The following is a 22672-nucleotide window of genomic DNA, read 5'->3' on the forward strand; positions in this document are numbered from 1 at the left end:
TGACAAGTCTGCAGCTACAAACCGCCTCAATTTTTTAAATTTAACTTTGTAATTTTGACTTTTGACCTCTTAGATAACAGCGTAAATATCAGACTCACGCATAATTAAATACTCTTTTCCTTCGTAAGTAATTTCAGTACCTGCATATTTACCATATAATACTTTGTCACCTACTTTTACAGTTAACGGCTCGTCAACTTTGCCAGTACCTACAGCAACTACTGTACCTTGAGATGGTTTTTCTTTTGCTGTATCGGGAATATATAACCCTGAAGCTGTTTTTTCTTCTGCTGGAGCAGCTTCTACTACTACTCTATCTCCGATAGGTTTGATACTTAATGCCATAATTAATTTACTTTTTATCTGTTATTGAATTTATTTTTATGTTATAATCGTTATAGACACATCATCTTTTATGCCAATTGTAAATAAGGTGATGTATAAGACAATTTTTCACCGAAAACTTAACATGTCAATAAATAAAAGCGGATTTTGCTGTCACACTGTCACTGTTTGTATGACATCCTTACATAACCATATTCGCCATCCCGACCAGACTTTGATAGGCAAACTGACAAACCCGCGTATAGCAAAAAAGGCCTCGTCTAAATTGTAGACGAGGCCTTTTGAATTTCTTTGTTCGCAACTATTTTTTAGCTTCTTCAGTTGGCTTAGCCGTTGGCGTTTTTTGCTCTGATTGCGCTGGAGCAGCTTGCTCTTGTCCTGCTGGCGCACCTGCAGGTTTCTGTGCCGGCGTACCCAAGTTCAAAGGTCCCTGTTGTTGTGCAGGGGCTTCAATTTGACCACCCAAGCCACCTTTGGATGTACTTGGCGCTGTTCCCATAATGTTAACACCCAAACTAAAAATCATAATGGCGATAACCATGATCCATGTACCTTTTTCCAAGAAGTCTCCTGTACGTTTTACACCCATTAGGTTTGTTCCACCTGAAAAACCAGATGATAAACCGCCACCTTTTGGATTTTGGATTAAAACCAAAAATGCTAAAATAATACTAGCTAATATGATAAGACCAATTAATAATCCTTGCATCTCTTTATGTAATTAATTTAATTTCTTTTCTAATTCTGTTATGCGTGCCGCAAAGTAAGCATTTTTTTCTGGATATTTCAAAACTAATTTTTCGTAAACCTCTATTGCTTTAGGATATAAACCCTGTTCGGTATATATTTTTGCAAGGGTCTCCGTCACCAGTGAATGCTGATCTTCCGAGCTTTTTCTGGCCTTATTCTCCAAATCCAACTTCTCAGCCTGTAGTGGTTGGATCATAGGCTCCTCGCGGATAAATTTCTCGATCACCTCATCCGTTTTGCGCGGAATCTGGAAAGCAATTGTTGTTTTCACCTCATCACTGAGTTTTGCCTCCGGCGATTGCAGATGGAAAATATTCTCCCGAATCTGTTGATCCAATAGCTGGCTATCCAATTTTTCATGAATCTTGGCAATATCATCATTTGACGGTGCCATAGGACCCAAAGGTGACTTTACATAAGGCTGATAGGTTTCAGCATATTCAAGTCGCGTTTTATGCAACCACCACAAGAAACTATAGGGCATGGTATCATCATCATAGACCGAGACACGTTCCTGTGTATCCTTGACTGACTGGATAGCTGTTTCAGAAGATACCGGCTCAGCGATTTCTGGCTCCTCAACTGGGGCGACCTGTTGCTTTGCTTCACGCGAACGAAAATAGTCCTGCGCGACACCTGCTTGGATCAAACGGTCCAATTCATCGGGCTTCTCCGCCACGTTTTCAACTTCAGTTTCCACCACCTCATCTTCGGTCTCAGCCACTACTGTAGCCTCAACATCTTCATCAAGGTCGTCCTCAAGAATTATGATGTCTTCCAATTGGACTTCTTCCCTCGCCACCGTTGGCCTGCTATGCATAAATTCATACAACCAGTTTGGAGACGAAGCATAAAGCAATGTAGACGATAAATTCTGCACAGGTTTGCTTTCACCAAAAACTTTACGCTCATAAATAAATCGTAAACTTTGCGCATACGGATATTTTTCAATCAAGCCTAAAATCACTTCCTCATCAACAGATTCCGGCTGATTGATCGCTCGAAAAAAAAGCTCATTATTCGATAGTGGCATAGTTATATTCATCTTGGGAAAGGATTACCAGTTGGCAAACGCCTTATTATAAATATCCTCTGTCAACATCTGGATAACCTCCTTACCCAAGCTCTCTTCCTGTGCACTCTGAAGATTTCCAGCAAACTCTTTGAAGCGTGTAAAAGGCTGCTCAAAGTCGTCTTTAGGGTTAATCTTATTGTGGTAAGACACTTTAATGGTAATGGTCAATCTATTCATTGCAGCCCGATCCGTCCCTGCTTCAACAGCTGCTGGACTGATCGTATAATCTGTAATGAATCCTTCAAAAGTAGCATCACCATCTTGGTTGACCTGACTTAATCGGGATTGATTTCGAATACGCTCCTTTAATGCCTCCGTAAAATTCTGGCTTAAAGTCGGATAAACCAAAGGTGCAATATTTTCGAAATATTGAATATTGACGGTCTTCATCCCTTCTGGAATAGATCCTCCCGTAAATCCATATTTTACACCACAACTGTTCATGATGAATAGAAAAGTGGTCGTGAGCAAGGTATATAAAATTCTTCTTGACAACATCTGCAAAACCTTAGTCTAAATTTAAGTCTTTAATTTTCCTATACAAAGTCCTTTCGGAAATTCCCAATTCTTGTGCCGCTGCTTTACGTTTGCCGCGGTGTTTTTTCAAGGCCTTCTTGATAAGATCAGATTCCTTATCCACCAAGGACAAAGACTCTTCCACTTCCTGTGCATCTTGCAGATATTCATCCTGCGCGGCAGGATTCTTCAAGACATTTGCCGTATTGTTATTAGGCGAATGTATTGTCAGTGTTGGCGCAATACCATATCCTTCGGCATCAGATTTTATCTGTGGTTCAATTTCCTGATAGAGCTGATTAATATAAGGCGAATTTTGATCGAACGTAGAAGAATCCACGCCCTTCTGGATCAGCTCGACAACGAGTTTTTTGAGATCGACCATATCTTTCTTCATATCGAAAAGCACCTTATAAAGTAAATCTCTTTCTGAGAAATCTTCTTTTGCGCTATTATTTGATGAAACTATGGCCGGTAAACTTGTCCGCGATTCATTTGGCAAATAGTTTTGCAGGGTATGCGCATCAACAACACGTTCTTTCTCTAAAACAGCAATCTGTTCGGCCACATTTTTTAATTGACGCACATTTCCCGGCCAATTATAGTTGCGTAGCATATTTTGAGCATCTTCAGTCAATTGCACTCCGGGAGAGCGGTATTTTTCCGAAAAATCGACAATAAACTTACGAAACAATAAATTGATATCTTCAGGGCGTTCCCTAAGTGAAGGGACACGCAGCGGCACGGTGTTGAGACGGTAATACAAATCTTCCCGAAATTTACCTTTTTGGACAGCTTCAAACATATTGACGTTTGTCGCCGCAACCACACGTACATTCGTTTTCTGAACTTTCGATGATCCTACCCGAATGTACTCTCCAGATTCCAAAACACGTAGTAATCGGGCTTGCGTTCCCAAAGGTAGCTCCCCGACCTCATCCAAGAAAATTGTTCCGCCGTCAACTACTTCAAAATAACCCTTACGTGCTTCGTGAGCACCGGTAAAGGAACCCTTCTCATGGCCAAATAATTCGGAATCTATCGTTCCCTCCGGTATTGCCCCACAATTGACCGCTATAAACGGGCCATGCTTACGGGAACTCAATTGATGGATAATATGCGAAAAAACTTCTTTACCACTACCGCTTTCACCTTGTATTAATACAGAAATATCAGTTGGAGCCACCTGCCGGGCAATGTCTATCGCCCGATTTAACAACGGTGAGTTACCGATGATTCCAAACCTATTTTTTATATCTTGATTATCCATAAATTTCCAGTTGGAAATAAATTTATATTAAGTTTTCTTAATCAACAATTTTACCGAGCAAGGTTGCCGACGTACATGATTCAACAAGCACGTTGACATAATCACCCTGTTTGTAACGAGGATCTATAGGAAATACAACCAAGGCATTTTGATCATTACGACCACAGAAATCAAACTCAGATCGCTTTGAAAAACCCTCTATAAGGACTTTACATACCTTTCCAATAAAGTGTTGGTAACGATATAAGCTATGGTCACGCTGTTTGTTGATCACCTCAGTCAAACGACGTTTTTTGACATCCTCTGGAATATCATCTTCATAACGCTTAGCAGCTAATGTACCTGGTCTTTCCGAATAAGCAAACATATATGCAAAGTCATACTTCACATAATCCATCATCGATAATGTTTCCTGATGTTCTGCTTCGGTTTCTGTACAGAATCCTGTGATAACATCGGTAGAAATCGCACAATCCGGAATAATTTTGCGGATAGCATCTACACGTTCCATATACCACTCCCGATCGTAAGTACGATTCATCAGCTCCAATACCCTGGAATTTCCGGATTGTACTGGGAGATGGATATAATTGCAAATATTTTCATATGATGCGATCGTATGTAAGACCTCATCCGTAATATCTTTTGGGTGTGATGTAGAGAAACGAACCCGTAAAAGCGGGCTGACTTCCGCCACCATAGCCAACAATTTAGCAAAAGTTACCGTCTCAGCAGGAGCTTCACCTTCTGCAACCGTTGCTGTATGCTTATAGGAATCCACATTTTGCCCTAGCAATGTTACTTCTTTATATCCGGCATTGAATAGATCCTGCGCCTCTTTCACAATAGAATGAGGATCACGGCTGCGCTCACGTCCACGGGTAAATGGAACCACACAGAATGAACACATATTGTCACAACCACGCATGATCGAAATAAAGGCTGTCACACCATTTGAATTTAATCGAACCGGATTAATATCGGCATAAGTCTCCTCACGTGACAACAGTACATTCACTGCCTTTGCACCGTCATCGACCTTATCAATTAAATTAGGAAGATCACGATACGCGTCAGGACCTACCACAACATCAACTAATTTTTCTTCTTCAAGAAACTTCGATTTTAAACGCTCAGCCATACAGCCCAGCACACCGACGATCATTCCCGGATTTTTGGTCTTAGCCGCCTCAAATTCTTTCAGTCGATTACGAACACGCTGCTCTGCATTCTCGCGGATTGAACAGGTATTAATAAAGACAACATCTGCTTCCTGATAATTTTTTGTCGTCTCAAAACCTTTATCCAACAAAATAGAAGCAACGATCTCACTATCCGAGAAGTTCATTTGACAACCGTAACTTTCAATGTACAGTTTACGTCCATTACTGATCTTTGGATCCTGTTCCAATAACAATGCCTCACCCTGACGAGATTCGTCGTGTTCCTTAGTTGTATGTGTTAAATCTAGCATAGCTCAATTTTCAAAGACTACAAAGTTAGAAATTAAAATCCATATAATGACAGTTTGTCAGCCAGAAATATGGTTTATACTTTGTCAAATTTTAGCGCTAAATACTCCTGCGCGGTCCAACCGTATTATATTTTCCGATGCGTGGAGATGATACAAAAAAGGCACGGATAAATTTCCGCGCCTATATATTTTGAAACTCAACAAACTTTTTTTTCGAAGCGTTAAACAGCAAAGGATTCCACAGGAAGCAGCTGTTCAGTTCCTTATTGACCAGCTTGTTGTTTTGCTTCTTTCTTCATTTGATCACCAGCAACGATAACGATCTCCACACGACGATTTTGTGCACGTCCTGCTTCTGTATCATTACTTGCAATTGGCTCAGAGAAGTTTCTTCCTTCAGTTTTAATACGTGAAGAAGCCAGTCCTTTGGATACAGCAAACGCACGTACCGCATTTGCACGGTCCAAAGAAACTTTATCATTTGCCGCTAACGTACCTACATTATCTGTATGTCCGATAACCAAAATTTCTGTCCCTTGTTCCTTATTTAAAGTGGTAACCAAGTTAGCGATATTATCTTTTGCAGTGGTTTTCAAATCAGATTTATTGAAATCGAATAAAATACCTGAATCAAACTTCACAACAATACCCTCTGCGGATTGAGTCACTTCAGCACCTTCGACGGTTTTAGAAATCTCAGCAGCTTGTTTATCCATTTTCTTACCAATCAATACACCGGCTGCACCACCAATGGCCGCACCTGCTAATGTACCAATAGCCGTATTACCAGCCTTACCGCCAATTAATGCGCCTAATGCACCACCCGCTACACCACCGATTACACCACCTTTAGTCGTATTATTTGTATTTTGGATTGTAGAACAACTTCCAAATAACATAGCCGAGGTTGCAACAGTCAAACCAAATACAGCTAATTTTCTATTCATTTTCATATCTCTCTAAGACTTTTAATATTCAAACTAAATACTGTCCATGTTAAAATCAAACAAAGTGCCAAAAGCAACCTTTTTCAACTTTTTTGTTACGATACGCTCAAAAAAGCATTACAACACGTTTAAATGAAGACAATCCGCTACAAATAATCCCGATGGCCAATGTTCACAAGAACTAACAGTATGGAAAGGAAATTGTTTTACTTTTCCTGCGTCTTAACTTCGATATCGGGCAACAATGACCCTTTTGGACGGCCCTTTGCTTCGAAATCCTGTAAAGACTGTTGCACATAGTTCATCAAATCATATTGTCCCCAATGCTCGGCGAGATCAAATGAAGGACGATAACGTACCATAAAAGCATCTAAATCGGCACTGTCCAATTTTGTTAATTTCTGGACAGCCGCGCGTGAAAAAATACGGTCGACCTGTAATTCTTCTTTTTCCCGGTCCATAAAACGTCCAAAACGTTTCGCATTTTTTGCTTCCCGTCCAAAAAGATTATAAAGTGCGGTAGCAGGACTTCCTAGATAGGTTCCAAATTTATTTTTCCCCCCATTATAAACTCCCTTTTTGGAGTAGTTTCCCATCGCCTCATTTAGTTCAGCTTCTTTCGACTTCCGTTCTACGATTACTGTCTCAAGCTTTATCCCTTCCTGCATCTCAATATAAAATTCATTCAGGTTTGTCAGCACAGTCTTTACCGGTGAAAATCCGACCTTCGTGAAAGAAAGCGAATCGCCCACAGAAGCGTCAATTGTAAAGACACCAAAAGAATTTGTCAGCGCCGATCTGTTCGTCCGCAAATTTAGCACCACCACATCACCAATTCTATTGGCAGTTCCCTTCCGCATCACCATACCCGACACTTGTTGTATATGTTGCGCCTTTGCTCCGAATGCCGTCAAAAGCAACATCAATATGCCTAAAAACCCTCCTATATGTATGTGTATTCTTCTCATTGGAATATATTGTTATTATCACGCCAAGCTTTAAAACCTCATGTTACACTTAGCGCTTGGGGCTTGTTTACCCACCATGCTCCCAGTCTATTTTGTTAAAAATAGTAATAGTTTGACAATTGTATTGTTAAAAAAGTTTAAATATTCCTTATTTATTTATAGGGGTAAAAGACAAAATTGGCTCCTTCGGCAACAACCACAAACAGGCACATAAAATCCCTAGCAGATTTATAATTCTGGATAAAAGTGGCTTTACGGTCTTCCTGAATAATATCCATTTCGACAAATTCTTCCAAAGTAGAGGCATTGATTGTCCAATTCGTTTCTAGCTCCGTACGGTCCAAGATTACCTCTCCTACCGAAACCTCATGTTGATGTGCCACAAAAATCGGGTAGGAAGAATAGCCTTCCTCAATGATTTCCATCGCAACCTCACGGATTGACTCACTATAAAAATCAAGATCAACCTGCAAACTTTTCAATGGACTCTGCCCAGTAGATTGCGCGGCTTCCTCCCTTGCTCCGCCTGAAAATAAATCCTCTACTTCCATATATATTATGATTTTTTTAGTTCTAATAGAACGACATTTTCTACGTGCTGTGTATGTGGAAACATATCCACCGGCTTAATACGCTTCACGTCGTACTTTTCAGCCAATAAAACTAAATCTCTCGCCTGCGTCGCAGCATTACAACTGACGTAAACAATTCTCGGGGATTCCATCTCCAATAAACGGGCCACAACATCCGCATGCATACCTGCTCGTGGTGGATCGGTAATTACGACATCTGGTTTACCATGCTCAGCAATAAAAGAAGGAATCAACACATCTTTCATATCCCCAGCATAAAACTTCGTATTGTTGATATTATTGATCGCCGAATTTACCTTCGCGTCTTCAATTGCAGTAGGGACATACTCAACTCCGATGACTTCTTTTGCTTTCTTAGCGACAAAGTTTGCTATCGTACCAGCTCCCGTATATAAATCATACACCAGCTCATCTCCTTTTAAATCCGCAAAATCGCGTGTGATCTTATAGAGTTCGTATGCTTGTGCTGAATTGGTCTGATAGAAGGATTTCGGTCCAACCTTATAGCGAAGACCTTCCATTTCCTCATAAATAAAATCACGACCTGCATATACATGAATATCCTGATCAAAGATGGTATCATTACGCTTTTGATTCACGATATATAAAAGCGAGGCAATCTGAGGAAACTTTTCATTGATGAAATTCATCAATAATTCCACCTGACCTTGCTCTGGATAAGCAAAAACCACAATCACCATCATCTCACCAGTAGATGAAATACGGATGATCAGATTGCGTAATACCCCAGTATGCTCTCTTAGATCATAAAAAGTCATTCCTTTGCTTAGCGCAAAGTCCCGTATGGTATTCCGAACCTCATTGGAAGGGTCTTCCTGGAGAAAACAATGATCAATATCCAGAATTTTATCAAATCGCCCCGGCACATGAAAGCCCAAAGCATTCATTTCCAATTGCGACGCATCCTCATCAACAGAGGTCAACCATTTCTTATTGGAAAATGTATATTCTAATTTATTTCTATAATACTCCGTTTGAGTCGATCCCAAAATATCTTCCATGGCGGAAGTATCTACTTTCCCGATACGGGATAAAGCATTGTCAACAGACTGTTGTTTAAATTTTAATTGAGCTTCATAGCTCATGTGCTGCCATTTACAGCCCCCACAGACACCAAAATGCTCACAAAAAGGGTCTACGCGATAAGTAGAAGCTTCCTTCAGGCTCGTCACCCGAGCCTCAGCAAAATTCTTCTTCTTGCGCATTAACTCCACATCGACAACATCACCGGGGACAGCTTTTTCGACAAACAGAACCAGATCTTCGGTTTTCCCCACACCTCTACCTTCTTCGGCAATATCAATGATTGCGATATCTTTCAAGAACTTCTTTTCTTGCGGAATTCTTCTACTCATAGTTCGCAAAAATACAATTTTTTATAATGATTTTTCACTGACCTACATGGTCTTAGAAAAAAGATCTTTTATATAGCGCAATAATCCATTTTGATCAGACAAATTTCCTTTATTATTCGCGGATATGCAGCACTGCTTAAGCCTATAGAAAGGTCTAAATTCAGACATACTTCCTTGAAAAAAAAGAATTAGCAAAAAAGGAAGATTATTTAACAGGAGGATAATGAGCAGCAATAAACAACAGAACCCATAATCAATTAGAGAATCGTTGCCTGAACAAGGTACGGTAGAATCTCCTTTTGAAAAGAAATGAAATTTTTACGTACATCGGCATCCGAAACGGCAGTAAAAGCAAAAGAGAATACAATGCTCTTGCTTGATTTGATCAGAAATGTCAGTTTTTCCTCACTGATCGCTTCATTGATCTTTTCATTCTGGATAAATGTGCTTAAAAGCAAGAATTCCAGATCCTCAGATAGTGTTTTTAGATATTCCTGTGCATTGGCCGACTCACGGATAAATTCCCAGCCAATCAATTCATTGCATGCTGTATAGGTCAGCCGGCTGACACGAAGAATGGTGGAAGCCAAAAAAGAGGCCATATCATCCTCATATTTTGTGGTCTTTAAGATATCCAGCAGACTCGCCCGCAGATAATCCATCAAGATGGCATGCAAGATCATTTCCTTACTATCAAAGTATTTATAAACCGTCGCCTTAGCAATCTTAGCTTTTTTGGCCAACGTGTTTACACTGGTTTTATGATAACCATTTTGACGAAAGAGTTCCCGTGCTGTTCTTTTTATGGATTCAATGATATGATCTGGTTCCATATTCTTCAGATAAGACTAGCACACATCACACTATGCCCAATACCCGGGCCGAATAAGACACACGCAAGGATTGGTAATAGTGTGATGGTTTCAATAGTCTTTATTAGCATTGATTTATATTAATTCAGTCTCAAACTGAGCTAAGAAACGCGTATCATTTTCAGAGAAAAGTCGCAAATCTTTGATCACATATTTAAGATTTGTGATCCGTTCGATGCCCATACCGAAGGCAAAACCAGAATACTTTTTACTGTCGATTCCACAATTATCAAGTACATTCGGATCTACCATGCCGCAACCTAAAATCTCTACCCAACCTGAATATTTACAAAGATTACACCCAGCACCTTTACAGATTGTACATGAGATATCCATCTCCGCAGAAGGTTCTGTAAATGGGAAATACGAAGGGCGGAAACGCACTTTAGTGCCCTCACCATACATTTCTTGAACAAAATGGTACAAAGTCTGCTTCAAATCAGCAAACGAAACATTTTCATCCACATATAATCCTTCTACCTGATGAAAGAAACAATGCGCTCGTGCAGAAATCGCTTCGTTCCGATACACGCGTCCGGGCATAATCGCACGGAAAGGTGGTTTTCCAGCTTCCATGAGTCTAACCTGAACAGAAGATGTATGGGTTCTGAGTGTAATATCGTTACCTTCTTGTTTTTTGATAAAGAATGTGTCTTGCATATCACGCGCCGGATGTTCAGGCGGGAAATTCAACGCGGAGAAATTATGCCAGTCATCTTCAATCTCTGGTCCCTCAGACACGATGAAGCCCAGCTTTTTAAAGATCTCAACAATTTCCTTGCGAACCAATGAGATTGGGTGTCTGGATCCCAATTGAAACCCATTACCCGGCAATGTTAAATCACCCTCCATTTGTTGGGATTTCTGCTTCTCACCGGAACCAAATTTCTCCTGTGCTTCCTTGAATGTATTTTCTGCCAACTGCTTAAATTCATTCAGTACTTTCCCCAAAGTACGTTTTTCTTCAGGAGTAACTGTTTTGAATTCGTCAAAAAGATTTTTTACGATCCCTTTGGAAACCAAAAACTTCAATCTGAAATTTTCTACATCGGCTGAAGAAGATGGCACAAACGCCTTAATTTCTTCAGTATACTGCGTAATTTTATCTTGCAACATAATTACGACAAACATAGCCAAAATTTCTGCCAAAAAGAAATTTTAGCCATCTCTCAAACGGCTTCGAAAACATCCCTGTCTGCAAAATTTCAATTAAGATCAACCAGAATAAACCTGTTTGTAATCAACTCATTGAACATAAAAACACCGGTAAGATGATTTTTTCATCCCTGTCAGAGGCAAGCAAGAGTATACTAAAAATCAAAAAGAGCAGACTTTCATCCGCTCTTTTGCTCATAACTATATAATGTAAAATAATATCCGCTCAATATTCAAAGCTACTTTCGAGTTCGATTAAAATGGAAGCGGATTATCTTCCTGATCATTTTCGGTAAAATCAACTTCGATTTCTTTATCTTCGGCCTTCTGCGCCGGGGTGCTTGCAACATTTCCCGTATTAGCAGTTCCAGCTGGTTCAAAATCCGATTTGCGTCCCAAAAGAGTAAATGTCTCAGCAACCACCTCAGTAGCATAACGTCTGATACCCTCTTTATCTTCGTAGGTACGCGTACGTAATCGACCTTCGATATAGACCAATTTGCCCTTAGTAAGGTATTTTACCGCCACATCTGCCAAACCGCGCCACATGACAATATTGTGCCACTCGGTTTGTTCGACCCGTTTTCCGTCCTTGTTATACGTTTCTGAAGTTGCCAATGGGAAACTGGCAACGGAGACATTGCCTTCTAAATATCGAATTTCGGGGTCTTTTCCAAGGTGTCCCACTAAAATAACTTTGTTAACTCCTGACATAATTTAAAAGCATAAATGGTTAAAAATTGGATCTTTCCAAAAAGGTAAAGATCAACTTGTGTTTAGCTAATTTATCTAAATCTTTTAAAAATACATAATCCCAATTGGATTTTTTTTGTTTTAGACCGCCCTTTAACTGCACTTCAAAGAATGTCGCATAAATATTCTGATGGCTCAGAATATGTTTAGTTTGTTTTTGCAGGAGTTTGATCTCCGCCTTTTCCCCAAAATACCGGACAAATTGCTCATCTATAAGAATCTCCGGTATCGTTAAAGTCCGATCGGACTCGACCAGGGGAAACTCATATAAATTCTGCCAGACATCGCCTTCTCCCCGCTTTGACATCAAAATTTGCGCTTCGTCTTTAAGGATAAAATAATTAAAATACCGTTCTCTGCTGGCCTTGCCCTTAAGTTTAACAGGCAGTCGGTCGACTTCCCCTTGGCGAATGGCATAACATGATGTATTAAACATACAAGTAATACACAAGGGTTGTTTTGGCTTACAATGAGTGGCCCCAAAGTCCATGATAGCTTGATTGTATAACGCCGGATGGTCTTGATCTAAATTCTCCTGAGCGATAGCCGTAAAAATTTTCTTTCCCTCAGTAGAATTGATCGCTGTATCTATTCCATAGTATCTCGATAGCACACGAAACACATTCCCATCCAGTACAGCCTGAGCCTCATTATTGGCAAAAGATGATATTGCGGCAGCTGTATATTCGCCTACACCGGGAAGTTTTAGCAGCGTTTTATAGTCCACGGGAAAAATGCCGTTATATTCGTCACGGACAATTCGTGCAGCCTTATGCATATTTCGTCCCCTTGAATAATAACCTAGTCCCTGCCAAAGGTGTAAAATATCGTCTTCCTCCGCATTGGCAAAGTCAACGACAGTCTCAAACCGTTCCACAAATCGTAAATAGTAGGGCATGCCTTGTTCTACCCGAGTCTGTTGCAGGATAATCTCCGAAAGCCATATCTTATAGGCATCTTTTGTTTCCCGCCATGGTAAATCACGCTTATGTTGTTGATACCAGGCCTGCAATTCCGCACCAAATGTCATAACAACAAAAATGCACAATTTTTCAGCATTTTCAAGCAGCGCGCAAACAAAGATCGGCTGCCGCTAACAAATCAAAACCTGAAACAAGCATTCCAATACTCACCTCTTATTTTTTCGCATTGCGAAGCGATGTAATCTGTTCATCCGGTTCCAAAATGGCATTCTCCAAAGCAATGGAACCATTATATTTTTCTTTTAAAGCCTGATACAACCGCCCATCATAGGAGACAGCAAAGCGTCCATCTGCTTTCAGATAAACAGGCAAATGACGATTGCCTACATCAAAACAAAATTCGCCGACCATGGAAAGATCCTGACTGTCAAGCAATACACAAAGACAAGGCAAAATATTGACCTGTATAAACAGATCATCGCTATGATAGATACATTGTCCCGACTGTAGGGCCGTACTGTCATCCCGCTGTATCTTGACCGTGTTGCCCTTACGCGTTTTTCGATGGATAACGCGTTTATTTACTTCAAAGTAGGAAAGATCCAAAATATCCGATTCACGATTGAATTTAACATGCTCAAAATTGAGAATGGACTCAATGAGGATTTCTGTCGGCTCTTTCGATTTACGCATATTTCAGTCCTTCCTCTGTTTTATTTTTGCTTGCCCTCCTTTTCCGCGGACTGGCTGCGCTTTTCTTTTCAGCAACAGCTATTTCTGTCACAACTGTTCCCGCCACAACTGGCGAAAGCTCAGCCCCTACATTTTCGATAACTTCAACTTCTTTTGACTCCGACAGTTTATGCATGGTAAAGTCCCAGCACAGTTGCCCTAACATTTGCAGAAAATCATAGAGCAACTCACCGTCAGAACCCAGCGCCCGAAGGATAACTACATCCGATGAAGCCTGTGTAAACCCATAAGAGATATCATTATATTCTACAGTCAATATTTCATCAAGCTCATTCTTTAATTCCTGAGCGAAAAGAGCGGAAAATAAAAAGGTCGCCTGATGGGTGTAGCCTTCAAAGAACAGCATTTTTTGGATGGGCTGCATTTTTGGTTGCAACAGCTGATTATCAATAAAAACCAGTTTTCCAGATCTGAAAATCTTAGTCTGTGTATGCAATCGGTCAAATTCAAATGCTTCTTTCATATAAATCCGCCCGACACTGATGATATCACCCCACATCAAAACCGCATCTTCGGCCAGATGAATATGATTGGTCGCCTTGAATATAGAGTCTTTAAAAGGCGTGACCGGATGTGGGATGTAATGCAATATCCCCCCCGATGCAACCTGTACATCTGTATGCTGGCTGGCACCCGTTTTCATCGGGTGCAATTTATTGAAAGACTGCGTAAACAGCTTTAATTGGGCCTCTTCCTTTACATGGACATCAATATGAAGATGATCTGTATCCATAATACCGGGTGATGCACTCATGATAATCATTTCCAGATGGTCAGTTAGATTCACTGCTCCATAATGGGTCAATTTATAAGGCGCATTGTGATAGCTTTCTTTCAGCCTGCTTCTACCTTCCTCTTTGGCTACATTTAATACTATCTTACTATCCATATCCTATTGTTTTTAGCCTACTTGTTCTAATAAAGCGTACTCTTTGATCCATTTCTTTACGTCTTCCAATCCTTCTAATGTCATCAGATTCGTGAAAATAAAAGGACGTTCTCCACGCATGCGCAATGTATCCCGGCGCATGACCTCCAAATCTGCGTGTACATAGGGTGCCAAATCAATTTTATTGATCAATAATAAGTCTGAGCGTGTGATACCCGGCCCACCTTTGCGCGGCATTTTTTCTCCTTCGGCAACATCAAGAACAAAGATGGTTAAATCCGCTAGATCAGGACTGAATGTTGCTGTCAGGTTATCCCCTCCACTTTCAACAAAAATAAGCTCCACATCCTCAAAACGACCAGCCAATTCTTCCACAGCTTCAATATTCATTGATGCATCCTCACGGATCGCCGTATGTGGACATCCGCCGGTCTCTACACCAATAATGCGTTCAGCCGGGAGTGCCGAATTTTGCTGCAGATACATCGCATCTTCACGTGTATAAATATCATTTGTAACAACACATATGCTGTAATCTGCAGACATCGAACGTGTCAATCGTTCGATCAAAGCAGTCTTGCCCGATCCAACAGGTCCGGCAACACCAATTTTCACATAATTTCTTTTTGACGTCTTTTTCATCCGTATAATTTTTTTCACATTATTTTTTCCATCGATTAGATGAAATTTACTACGCTTAAAATTTAACTCACTCAATCAGATAAAATAAATTTTAAGTATAAACAGTAATCTTGCTTTACGATATATAGATACGTGTATATAACTTTTCATGTTGCATACAGCGGATATCCTGCGCGATACAACAATTACCGATTAAATCCTCTTCTAACGCTGGTTGCGCAGCAACCAACTTGTTGATCAATGGCTGCAACTTAAACAGAATCTGCTGTGCATCCATCTGACTAATAGGGACCAGTTTTGCGCAGTTGGTCATAATACCATTGAGTGAATTATAATAAAATGCGCTCAGTGCATCTGTATAACTAATTCCCTGTGCATGTGCAAACATGGCAAATGCCATGGCGTAATGCCCATGCAGTTCTTGGGTGTTTATTGCTTTTAAATAAGCTGAACATCGTTTAACCGGCTGCAGTTTTTCAGTCAGTTTCAAAAAACGTATTCCTAGTTTTTTACTTGCATCCCGAATTTCATAAGGCGCTTTAAAGGCTGTGATCAAGGCATCTAATTCTGCTACCTTTTTCTTTGTTGCCTTTGTCTCGCATAACTGCCATGTCTTATGAAAAAAGGCCGCATCATTGTAATAGAAGCTATGTTCCAATAAAGTCTGCGCGTACTCTTTGGCAGTTTTCGAGTCATGTACGAGACCTTTGGTTATATAGGTTTCCAATCCATAGGAATGTGTGAATCCTCCAATCGGAAAAACGGAATCATTGATCTGCATCAATGTCAACAATGGATTCATATTATACCCCCTTTGCTAGTGTGATTTTATTTTGCACTACGGCATACTGATGGATGCGCAATGTATGCGTGCGTTCGATTACCCGTGACTCTTGCGTTGGTGCAAATCCCGCCCGCTGTAATTGTTCCCACAGCGGATTTTCGTAAGCCGCTATGATTTCATGAGCTGCGTTGATAAAAACTGGGATATGTTTATTGCCTATTTCTAAACATATTCTTGCCATATCCAATACATTTTTTGGTCGTACGACCAAACAAGGACAGGGCAATATTCGGACAACGATACGGAACTCCTCTGCTTCAAACAGGACATCACCATCAAACAAAGAGTCTTCACCCAGGTTTTTAAATCCGATCTCCCGGCCTTGAACGGTAAATCCCCGAATGACACGCCGCTCAGTATCAAACCATTCAAGCTCTAAAAAATCGAGTTCTCTAGCATCATGCTCCTTGCCAGCTGCCCAAATATTGCCTTTAACGTCTCTTGCTAAAATCATATATTCAAATTAGAACAGGAAGTAACGTTGTGCCATCGGAAGTTCGCTCAACGGCTCACAAGTCGCTAACACACCATCCACTGTTACTTCATACGTTTCTGGATTGACCACGATATTAGGGGTAGCATGGTTATGTACCATATCCTTTTTCATCACTGTACGACAACCTTCTACTGGCAAACATTTACGTGATAAATTCAATTTCTGGATATTTCCATTCTCCAGCGATATTTTTGAAACGAAGTTAAAACACAGTCTTGACACCGCTTTACCATAATTTCCGAACATCGGCCGGTATATAATTGGCTGTGGTGTAGGAATGGACGCATTTGCATCCCCCATTTTCGCACCTAGGATCATACCGCCTTTGATTATCATTTCTGGCTTCACACCGAATAATTCGGGTTTCCATAAGATCAGATCGGCATATTTACCTGTTTCAATAGATCCGATATATTTATCAATACCATGCGCTTTTGCAGGATTGATTGTAAATTTGGACACATAACGTTTTACACGGAAGTTGTCATTATCTTTACCCTTATCCTCAGCTAACGGCCCACGTTGAATTTTCATCTTATGTGCGGTTTGGAATGTACGAGAGATCACCTCCCCCACACGCCCCATCGCCTGACTATCCGAACTCATAATGGAGAATACCCCCATATCCTGAAGAATGTCCTCAGCAGCAATTGTCTGTGGACGGATACGTGAATCAGCGAAAGCAACGTCTTCTTTTACATTTCTATCCAGGTGATGACAGACCATCAACATATCCAGATGTTCCTCTGCAGTATTCACTGTAAACGGTTTTGTCGGATTGGTAGATGCAGGAAGGATATTTGGATACATCGCTATTTTGATGATATCAGGTGCGTGACCACCACCAGCTCCTTCGGTGTGGAAGGTATGAATAACACGACCGTCGATGGCAGCAACAGTATCTTCCAAGAAACCAGCTTCATTCAATGTATCTGTGTGTATAGCCACCTGTACGTCATACTTATCAGCAACTTTTAACGCGGCATCGATTGTTGCAGGTGTAGCACCCCAGTCTTCGTGGATTTTCACCCCCAATGCACCAGCTTCAATTTGCTCTTCGATCGGCTTTGTTGTCGAAACGTTACCTTTACCGAAGAAACCAACGTTGATCGGTAAGTTTTCAAACGCTTCAAACATACGCTCGATATACCATTTACCTGATGTAACAGTCGTCGCAAGAGTACCATCTGCTGGGCCAGCACCACCACCAATAAATGTGGTTACCCCAGAATACAATGCGGTCTCGATCTGCTGTGGTGATATAAAGTGAATGTGCGTATCAATACCACCAGCAGTAAGAATATAACCCGCACCACCATGAACTTCGGTAGATGCGCCGATAATCATTCCTTTGGTGACACCATCCTGTACGTCAGGATTACCTGCTTTTCCGATACCAACGATTTTCCCGTCTTTGATACCAATGTCACCCTTCACGATACCCCAATGGTCAATAATGATCACATTGGTAATACAAAAATCCAATACGTCTTCATCGCGCAATGCACGGGCAGATTGTCCCATACCGTCACGGATCGTTTTACCCCCACCGAATTTATTCTCTTCGCCATATACGTTGAAATCTTTTTCAATTTCTATAAACAGCTCCGTATCAGCTAAACGCACTTTATCACCCGTTGTCGGGCCAAAAAGAGCAGCATATTTCTCTCTAGGGATATAAAGCTCCCCATCAATATATTTAACAGATGATTTATCTAAACCTAGTTTATCTAAACCAAGCGCATGTAGACCAACGGTAGAACCCAATGCAGTGAGTCCTACAACCTTAATCCATTCGCGTCTATTCCATCCTCCCATGCTATATTATTTAGATTGTCTGAATTTTAATTTTTTCATTTTCTCAACAGCTTTAGTTTTGACATGCTGATCAGTATACTTCCCATTTGTCAATCCATTAAATCCGTGGATTTCTTTACTCCCGCCAAATTCAACCAGAATAATGGACTTCTGTTCACCTGGTTCAAATCGTACTGCTGTACTTGCTGGAATATTCAGGCGCATGCCAAATGCCTTTTCCCGGTCAAAGGACAGCAATTTATTCACCTCAAAAAAATGATAGTGCGATCCCACCTGAATCGGTCTATCGCCCTCATTTTTTACAACAACGCTAGTGGTCCTTCGGCCCACATTTGCCTTGATCTCTTCTTTCTTTAAAATGTATTCTCCTGGAATCATATTATTTTAATTTTTATTAACGGATAGGATCATGAACGGTGACCAACTTGGTGCCGTCCGGAAAAGTAACCTCAATCTGCACATCATGGATCATCTCAGGGACACCTTCCATGACCTGGCTTCTTTTCAATAAGGTCGTACCATAAGACATTAAGTCAGCAACAGAGCGTCCGTCTCTTGCTTCCTCCATGATCTGCGCACTGATATAGGCAATACATTCGGGATAATTTAGTTTCACCCCACGCTTTAGTCGCTTTGCTGCCAATTCTCCTGCTAAATGCAATAGCAGCTTCTCTGTTTCTCTCGGTGTTAAACGCATAAAAAATATCTGTTTGTTATTTTGTTAAAGGAATTATTACAAGACCGGAATTGTAAAATATGCGCCAAAGGCAACACGGTTATATTGGCTTTTGTCGATTTTCATATGCCCTTTGTAGTCTACGGTATTACCTACATAACCAAGGTAAAATCGCAGATCCTGATTATGAAAAGGCTTATGTTGCAAGGCTGCAAAATATGTCCAGTTTTGACGGAAATTTTTACCAACTTCATCATCGTCTTTTGCTCCAGCAGTCTCATAACCACCTTTCAGCGCTACCTCCCATTTTTTACTCAAAAATTGATCATACCGAAGGATTGCGGAGGTATAACTGACATCCTTTGCCAAAACGCGCCCCGTACCCGTACGTCCGTAAAAGTCGTTGATGGCAGATGAAGCAATCAGCGCATGGTCAACACCCAGATAGGAATATTGCAAATCCAAATAGAGCATCTGTTTTGGCGTTTTAAGCTTGTTTGCTAAGGAAATGGAATGATTGGTATGTCTCTTTGCAAACTGAGAGATATTATAAGACCATTTTGTGTTTATTTTTTTTTCCAGAAAAGCACCTACCCAAGTAAAATAAGCACCCATTGGCACATCAGAACGCTCCAGATCACCTACTGCAAACCCATTTTTGCTGTGCACATCCATAAAGCTGTCGTTTGTGGTATTATACACTTGCGCATGTAAGGAATGATTGGGATTAACTTCGTAGGACAATGTTCCGCCGACTACAAATAAATTCAGGATGCGATCAACATAATCCGTGAATTTATATTCGTAAATTGGATTGTTTTCAAACTCGTAGCTCCCCACAATGGCACTCTGCTTACCTGCTGTGACCGACCATTTGAGATCTTTACCGAACTTATATTTGATGTAGGCCATATCCAATGCCCTTGAACCATTGTCCTGACTGGTCGGTGCAAATGATCTATTCAGTCGAAAACGTACTTTATAAGAAAGCTGCTCGTTGTAGTCACCGCTCATCAAAATACGGGCATCATCCAAATTAGCCTTCGCCTGGCCAGAGCCATCCCCATTATCAGATTGCAGACCAGCGCGCAACATAACGTCCAATTGAAATGATTTTGCTCTAGCAGGTTCTTTTGATAATAAACTACTTCTGGATAATAAGCTATTTCTTTCTGCGGGAATAGAATCCACTGGAGTCTGAGTCTGTGCATTTAATGTCACAACGCCCAAACCCAAGGTTGTAATAAGTGAAAGTGTTTTTTTCATCCGTTTTAAATCGCTTTTTATTCGTGATGAAGCGATCAGATTTATTCGTTTATATGTTTGAATAAATCATGATGGTTTCATATGATATACCTAATTCGTGTACAAGTATATCATGGCGAATTAAAAATGGAATAAGGATGAGATTAAAATCAGATTAGAACACAATTTTTGGCAATTTGACAAGCACTTGGGTACCTTGTCCTTCGGCTGAGATTAGGGTTAGCTCCGCACCATGTAGATCAAAGATATTTTTGGCTAAAACAAGGCCAAGGCCATTTCCATAGATATCCCCCACATTGGAAGCACGATAAAAAGAAGTAAAAATATGGGGTTGATCTTTCTGAGGAATTCCGATGCCTTTGTCAAATATTTTAACTGTAATATTTTGGTCATCACAGCTGATGGCAATCTGTATCTGCTCGCCATTACCATATTTATATGCATTGGAGATGATATTACTAAAAGCAATATAAAATAAATCAGGATTTGCAAAGACAGTTAGCTCATCACTATCCTCGGGGATCTGGGTAAGATCAAAAGACAGCCGAAAATCCTTATAGATGCTTCGTTCCGCTTTATAAATTTCATAGAGCAATTCATCAATACGGATGATTACTTTATTATCTACCTCCCCTTTAAAGCCCATACGGGATAATTGGAGCAAATTATTAATAATAAGTTCCATTTTATCGGCATATTTTGCAATTGTCTCTAACGAGTAATACGCTTCATGTTCTCTAGGGATAAAATTCCGCGCCAGCTCTGCCTCACCGCCAATGATTGTCAAAGGGGTTTTTAGCGAATGGGACGCATTACCGATAAAACTCTGTTGGGACTGCACAGAAATATCCAGGCGATTGAGCATAGAATTCAGGTTCGCGATCAGTACGCCAAGTTCATCTTTGGCGTTACTGAATTTACTGAAAAGTCTATAGTCCAGATTTGAAATATCCACCTTCCCTAAATCACGGTTGATATCCTTTATTGGCTTGAGCAGTCGGTCCGCAAAATAAAATGACATGAGGATAATCAGTAAAATGGCTAAAAACCCACCTGTTATCAGGGTACGGTCTAGGTGACGCTGCTCGTCATGTCCATACTCATCTATACCTTCGGATACGACGATAAGATTGTCATGATGGAGATTGTCGTTAAAGAATACCGCAACAAATGCAGTTTCGTTGTGCATATACCTACCTTTGCCGTTCTTAATGACGTCCTTATAGAAGCTCATGGGCATAGGTAAGTTAGGTTTAAACCGAATACTGTCGCTGCCTTTCACCACCCGCAGCAAATGATCTGTCCCTTCAGACAGCTGCTTGAGGTATTTGCGTTTTACCTGAATATATAATTCTTTGTTTTCTTCCTTTTGGTGCACAATATGATCGCCGACGATAACTGCATTTTCTTCTAACCGGTGAAAAAACTTAGTCTGCAAACTATCGTAGGTAAAATAAGAAACATAAAGGGCAAAGACAACAAGCAAAAGCGTGCTGATGATCGAAAATAAGAGTACAATCTTGGTCCTAATTTTCATGACGGATGACATAGCCCATACCGATAACCGTATGGATTAATTTACGTGCAAACTGTTTGTCAATCTTCTTCCGAAGATAATTGACATACACATCCACGACATTCGTACTTAGATCGACGTCCATCCCCCATACTTCCTCCAGGATATCTATCCGCGTTAATACTTTATTTCGATTGAGCATTAAGAATTCCAATAAACGGAACTCCGTAGCTGTGAGTATGATGGGCGTATTTCCTCGTTGTACCGATTTACTGTCCCGATCCAGTTGCAGATCGTCGAACGTCAGCACATTCTTTTGTTCGCTAACGGTTTTGGATTTACGGCTGTAGCGATTGATCCTGGCCTTTAGTTCTTCCAGACGAAACGGTTTGGTGAGATAGTCGTCAGCATCACGTTCAAAAGCCGCAACAATATCCTCTGTTTGGTTTAATGCTGTTAGAATAATTATAGGAATCTCATTATTGGACATACGGATGTTTTTGCAGACATCCAGACCATTCATCCCCGGCAGCATGACATCCAGCAAAATGAGGTCATAATGATTTAAGCCGGCCATTTTCAACCCAGTATAGCCATCCATTGCAATGCTAATGTTATAGCCTTCTTCCTTTAGCCCTCTTTCTATTAATGATATGACCGACGGTTCGTCTTCTATAAGCAATAGTTCCACAGATATTGTTTTAAAAAGTAAATTTAAGGTTTGTAAAATACAAAAATATCAGCACAGCTCTTAT

At 40.5% G+C, this 22672-nt stretch carries 25 protein-coding genes; all 25 read right to left on the reverse strand.

What is annotated here, in order from left to right; all coding sequences use genetic code 11:
• Window positions 1-69: 69 nt before the first annotated feature.
• Complete coding sequence (locus DCO56_RS24235) at window positions 70-345, reverse strand: co-chaperone GroES (protein WP_028070710.1); 276 nt, start codon at window positions 343-345, stop codon at window positions 70-72.
• Between the two features lie 301 nt (window positions 346-646).
• Window positions 647-1054 carry a preprotein translocase subunit SecG gene (secG, locus tag DCO56_RS24240; protein ID WP_108636273.1) on the reverse strand — a complete coding sequence of 136 codons (408 nt, stop codon included), beginning with the start codon at window positions 1052-1054 and terminating at the stop codon, window positions 647-649.
• 12 nt (window positions 1055-1066) lie between these two features.
• The gene (locus DCO56_RS24245) at window positions 1067-2140 is read right to left on the reverse strand and encodes a hypothetical protein (protein WP_245935911.1); all 1074 of its coding nucleotides are present in this window, start codon (window positions 2138-2140) and stop codon (window positions 1067-1069) included.
• A gap of 12 nt (window positions 2141-2152) precedes the next feature.
• Window positions 2153-2668, reverse strand: a complete 516-nt coding sequence (locus DCO56_RS24250) for an LptE family protein (protein ID WP_108636275.1) — start codon at window positions 2666-2668, stop codon at window positions 2153-2155.
• A gap of 10 nt (window positions 2669-2678) precedes the next feature.
• Window positions 2679-3956, reverse strand: a complete 1278-nt coding sequence (locus DCO56_RS24255; protein WP_108636276.1) for a sigma-54 interaction domain-containing protein — start codon at window positions 3954-3956, stop codon at window positions 2679-2681.
• 37 nt (window positions 3957-3993) lie between these two features.
• Complete coding sequence (miaB, locus tag DCO56_RS24260; RefSeq protein WP_108636277.1) at window positions 3994-5430, reverse strand: tRNA (N6-isopentenyl adenosine(37)-C2)-methylthiotransferase MiaB; 1437 nt, start codon at window positions 5428-5430, stop codon at window positions 3994-3996.
• Between the two features lie 263 nt (window positions 5431-5693).
• A complete protein-coding gene (locus DCO56_RS24265; RefSeq protein ID WP_108636278.1) occupies window positions 5694-6383 on the reverse strand; it encodes a YiaD family glycine zipper/OmpA-like lipoprotein in 690 nt (229 codons plus the stop codon).
• Between the two features lie 200 nt (window positions 6384-6583).
• Window positions 6584-7345: a hypothetical protein gene (locus DCO56_RS24270; RefSeq protein WP_108636279.1), complete on the reverse strand. Its 762-nt coding sequence runs from the start codon at window positions 7343-7345 to the stop codon at window positions 6584-6586.
• A 152-nt stretch (window positions 7346-7497) separates the two neighbouring features.
• Window positions 7498-7896 (reverse strand): hypothetical protein, encoded by a 399-nt coding sequence (locus DCO56_RS24275; protein ID WP_108636280.1) that lies wholly within the window; start codon window positions 7894-7896, stop codon window positions 7498-7500.
• A gap of 5 nt (window positions 7897-7901) precedes the next feature.
• Window positions 7902-9314, reverse strand: a complete 1413-nt coding sequence (gene rlmD / locus DCO56_RS24280) for a 23S rRNA (uracil(1939)-C(5))-methyltransferase RlmD (protein ID WP_108636281.1) — start codon at window positions 9312-9314, stop codon at window positions 7902-7904.
• 257 nt (window positions 9315-9571) lie between these two features.
• On the reverse strand, window positions 9572-10147 hold the full coding sequence (locus DCO56_RS24285) for a TetR/AcrR family transcriptional regulator (protein ID WP_104385291.1): 576 nt from the start codon (window positions 10145-10147) through the stop codon (window positions 9572-9574).
• A gap of 114 nt (window positions 10148-10261) precedes the next feature.
• Complete coding sequence (gene pheS, locus DCO56_RS24290; protein ID WP_108636282.1) at window positions 10262-11302, reverse strand: phenylalanine--tRNA ligase subunit alpha; 1041 nt, start codon at window positions 11300-11302, stop codon at window positions 10262-10264.
• 294 nt (window positions 11303-11596) lie between these two features.
• On the reverse strand, window positions 11597-12055 hold the full coding sequence (locus tag DCO56_RS24295; protein ID WP_108636283.1) for a single-stranded DNA-binding protein: 459 nt from the start codon (window positions 12053-12055) through the stop codon (window positions 11597-11599).
• A 19-nt stretch (window positions 12056-12074) separates the two neighbouring features.
• Entirely contained in the window at window positions 12075-13124 is a 1050-nt protein-coding gene (gene mutY, locus DCO56_RS24300) for an A/G-specific adenine glycosylase (RefSeq protein WP_108636284.1), read from the reverse strand.
• 106 nt (window positions 13125-13230) lie between these two features.
• A complete protein-coding gene (locus DCO56_RS24305; RefSeq protein ID WP_108636285.1) occupies window positions 13231-13710 on the reverse strand; it encodes an urease accessory protein UreE in 480 nt (159 codons plus the stop codon).
• On the reverse strand, window positions 13703-14659 hold the full coding sequence (locus tag DCO56_RS24310) for an urease accessory protein UreD (protein WP_108636286.1): 957 nt from the start codon (window positions 14657-14659) through the stop codon (window positions 13703-13705). Before DCO56_RS24310 ends, DCO56_RS24305 begins: the two co-directional genes overlap by 8 nt.
• A gap of 12 nt (window positions 14660-14671) precedes the next feature.
• Complete coding sequence (gene ureG / locus DCO56_RS24315) at window positions 14672-15301, reverse strand: urease accessory protein UreG (protein WP_108636387.1); 630 nt, start codon at window positions 15299-15301, stop codon at window positions 14672-14674.
• 115 nt (window positions 15302-15416) lie between these two features.
• On the reverse strand, window positions 15417-16103 hold the full coding sequence (locus DCO56_RS24320) for an urease accessory protein UreF (RefSeq protein ID WP_104385299.1): 687 nt from the start codon (window positions 16101-16103) through the stop codon (window positions 15417-15419).
• A gap of 1 nt (window position 16104) precedes the next feature.
• Window positions 16105-16599 carry an urease accessory protein UreE gene (locus DCO56_RS24325; protein WP_108636287.1) on the reverse strand — a complete coding sequence of 165 codons (495 nt, stop codon included), beginning with the start codon at window positions 16597-16599 and terminating at the stop codon, window positions 16105-16107.
• Window positions 16600-16608: 9 nt separating this feature from the next.
• Window positions 16609-18459 (reverse strand): urease subunit alpha, encoded by a 1851-nt coding sequence (ureC, locus tag DCO56_RS24330; protein ID WP_108636288.1) that lies wholly within the window; start codon window positions 18457-18459, stop codon window positions 16609-16611.
• A 6-nt stretch (window positions 18460-18465) separates the two neighbouring features.
• A complete protein-coding gene (gene ureB / locus DCO56_RS24335; RefSeq protein ID WP_108636289.1) occupies window positions 18466-18837 on the reverse strand; it encodes an urease subunit beta in 372 nt (123 codons plus the stop codon).
• A gap of 16 nt (window positions 18838-18853) precedes the next feature.
• The gene (ureA, locus tag DCO56_RS24340) at window positions 18854-19156 is read right to left on the reverse strand and encodes an urease subunit gamma (RefSeq protein WP_046674789.1); all 303 of its coding nucleotides are present in this window, start codon (window positions 19154-19156) and stop codon (window positions 18854-18856) included.
• Window positions 19157-19192: 36 nt separating this feature from the next.
• Window positions 19193-20401, reverse strand: coding sequence for a porin (locus tag DCO56_RS24345; RefSeq protein WP_108636290.1), 1209 nt, complete (start codon window positions 20399-20401; stop codon window positions 19193-19195).
• A gap of 154 nt (window positions 20402-20555) precedes the next feature.
• Window positions 20556-21938 carry a sensor histidine kinase gene (locus tag DCO56_RS24350; protein WP_181390666.1) on the reverse strand — a complete coding sequence of 461 codons (1383 nt, stop codon included), beginning with the start codon at window positions 21936-21938 and terminating at the stop codon, window positions 20556-20558.
• Window positions 21928-22608 carry a response regulator transcription factor gene (locus DCO56_RS24355; protein ID WP_108636292.1) on the reverse strand — a complete coding sequence of 227 codons (681 nt, stop codon included), beginning with the start codon at window positions 22606-22608 and terminating at the stop codon, window positions 21928-21930. The genes DCO56_RS24350 and DCO56_RS24355 overlap by 11 nt, the downstream gene beginning before the upstream one ends.
• Window positions 22609-22672: the final 64 nt, after the last annotated feature.

Origin of the sequence: Sphingobacterium athyrii (genome assembly GCF_003071065.1) — a bacterium.
GTDB classification, from domain to species: domain Bacteria; phylum Bacteroidota; class Bacteroidia; order Sphingobacteriales; family Sphingobacteriaceae; genus Sphingobacterium; species Sphingobacterium athyrii.

Coding starts and splice junctions, on each gene's coding strand:
- DCO56_RS24255 (WP_108636276.1), bottom strand. CDS start 3,956: ATGGATAATCAAGATATAAAAAATAGGTTTGGAATCATCGGTAACTCA.
- DCO56_RS24265 (WP_108636278.1), bottom strand. CDS start 6,383: ATGAAAATGAATAGAAAATTAGCTGTATTTGGTTTGACTGTTGCAACC.
- DCO56_RS24305 (WP_108636285.1), bottom strand. CDS start 13,710: ATGCGTAAATCGAAAGAGCCGACAGAAATCCTCATTGAGTCCATTCTC.
- ureA (WP_046674789.1), bottom strand. CDS start 19,156: ATGCGTTTAACACCGAGAGAAACAGAGAAGCTGCTATTGCATTTAGCA.
- DCO56_RS24285 (WP_104385291.1), bottom strand. CDS start 10,147: ATGGAACCAGATCATATCATTGAATCCATAAAAAGAACAGCACGGGAA.
- DCO56_RS24345 (WP_108636290.1), bottom strand. CDS start 20,401: ATGAAAAAAACACTTTCACTTATTACAACCTTGGGTTTGGGCGTTGTG.
- secG (WP_108636273.1), bottom strand. CDS start 1,054: ATGCAAGGATTATTAATTGGTCTTATCATATTAGCTAGTATTATTTTA.
- ureG (WP_108636387.1), bottom strand. CDS start 15,301: ATGAAAAAGACGTCAAAAAGAAATTATGTGAAAATTGGTGTTGCCGGA.
- ureC (WP_108636288.1), bottom strand. CDS start 18,459: ATGGGAGGATGGAATAGACGCGAATGGATTAAGGTTGTAGGACTCACT.
- DCO56_RS24310 (WP_108636286.1), bottom strand. CDS start 14,659: ATGGATAGTAAGATAGTATTAAATGTAGCCAAAGAGGAAGGTAGAAGC.
- DCO56_RS24235 (WP_028070710.1), bottom strand. CDS start 345: ATGGCATTAAGTATCAAACCTATCGGAGATAGAGTAGTAGTAGAAGCT.
- DCO56_RS24325 (WP_108636287.1), bottom strand. CDS start 16,599: ATGATTTTAGCAAGAGACGTTAAAGGCAATATTTGGGCAGCTGGCAAG.
- DCO56_RS24245 (WP_245935911.1), bottom strand. CDS start 2,140: ATGAATATAACTATGCCACTATCGAATAATGAGCTTTTTTTTCGAGCG.
- DCO56_RS24270 (WP_108636279.1), bottom strand. CDS start 7,345: ATGAGAAGAATACACATACATATAGGAGGGTTTTTAGGCATATTGATG.
- pheS (WP_108636282.1), bottom strand. CDS start 11,302: ATGTTGCAAGATAAAATTACGCAGTATACTGAAGAAATTAAGGCGTTT.
- rlmD (WP_108636281.1), bottom strand. CDS start 9,314: ATGAGTAGAAGAATTCCGCAAGAAAAGAAGTTCTTGAAAGATATCGCA.
- miaB (WP_108636277.1), bottom strand. CDS start 5,430: ATGCTAGATTTAACACATACAACTAAGGAACACGACGAATCTCGTCAG.
- DCO56_RS24295 (WP_108636283.1), bottom strand. CDS start 12,055: ATGTCAGGAGTTAACAAAGTTATTTTAGTGGGACACCTTGGAAAAGAC.
- DCO56_RS24250 (WP_108636275.1), bottom strand. CDS start 2,668: ATGTTGTCAAGAAGAATTTTATATACCTTGCTCACGACCACTTTTCTA.
- mutY (WP_108636284.1), bottom strand. CDS start 13,124: ATGACATTTGGTGCGGAATTGCAGGCCTGGTATCAACAACATAAGCGT.
- ureB (WP_108636289.1), bottom strand. CDS start 18,837: ATGATTCCAGGAGAATACATTTTAAAGAAAGAAGAGATCAAGGCAAAT.
- DCO56_RS24320 (WP_104385299.1), bottom strand. CDS start 16,103: ATGAATCCATTGTTGACATTGATGCAGATCAATGATTCCGTTTTTCCG.
- DCO56_RS24275 (WP_108636280.1), bottom strand. CDS start 7,896: ATGGAAGTAGAGGATTTATTTTCAGGCGGAGCAAGGGAGGAAGCCGCG.
- DCO56_RS24350 (WP_181390666.1), bottom strand. CDS start 21,938: ATGAAAATTAGGACCAAGATTGTACTCTTATTTTCGATCATCAGCACG.